This is a genomic window from Pseudomonas sp. rhizo25 (genome assembly GCF_031931935.1).
GTDB lineage: Bacteria > Pseudomonadota > Gammaproteobacteria > Pseudomonadales > Pseudomonadaceae > Aquipseudomonas > Aquipseudomonas synxantha.
Genome location: NZ_JAUJXA010000058.1, coordinates 1 through 444, shown reverse-complemented (window position 1 = coordinate 444; position 444 = coordinate 1). Strand labels below are relative to the sequence as shown.

Here is a 444-nt window from a genome sequence, read left to right as displayed (position 1 = left end):
GTGGCTTGTGCCTGCTGGAATCGGTGGCTAGTCTGCGGTCCGTCACTGCCAATTCAGTGATCGGGTTTAGTCGCCCGGATTTTGAACAGGCGCATGCTCCCATGAAGCTTTATGGTGGCTGTGCGCAGGGCGCCCTCGGGCGCGCCGGGTTCCTGTTCTGACCGGTCGACTAACCTGCGTACAGCCGCCACCTTCGTTTAGTCGCGAAAGGTGTCAGCTCCTTGATATTCAGACAGGAACTACACCATGAATAAAGTCCTACCCGACCCACCCCGCGATCCCGCAAAAGACCGCGCCGCCTTCAACCGCGCCATCGACCACTACCTGCCCACCCAAGGCTTCCACTGTGTCAACGAAGACCTGAGCTTCGAAGATGCCCTGCTCTACACCGCCAGTTTGCTCGACAGCGCATCCGCCACCGCGCTGGACTGCGGCGAGCTGCTA

At 60.1% G+C, this 444-nt stretch carries 1 pseudogene; it reads left to right on the top strand.

Going from position 1 to position 444, the window contains the following annotated elements:
- Positions 1-246 precede the first annotated feature (246 nt).
- Positions 247-444: pseudogene (locus tag QZR30_RS27920) on the top strand (DUF6124 family protein); the annotation flags it as partial.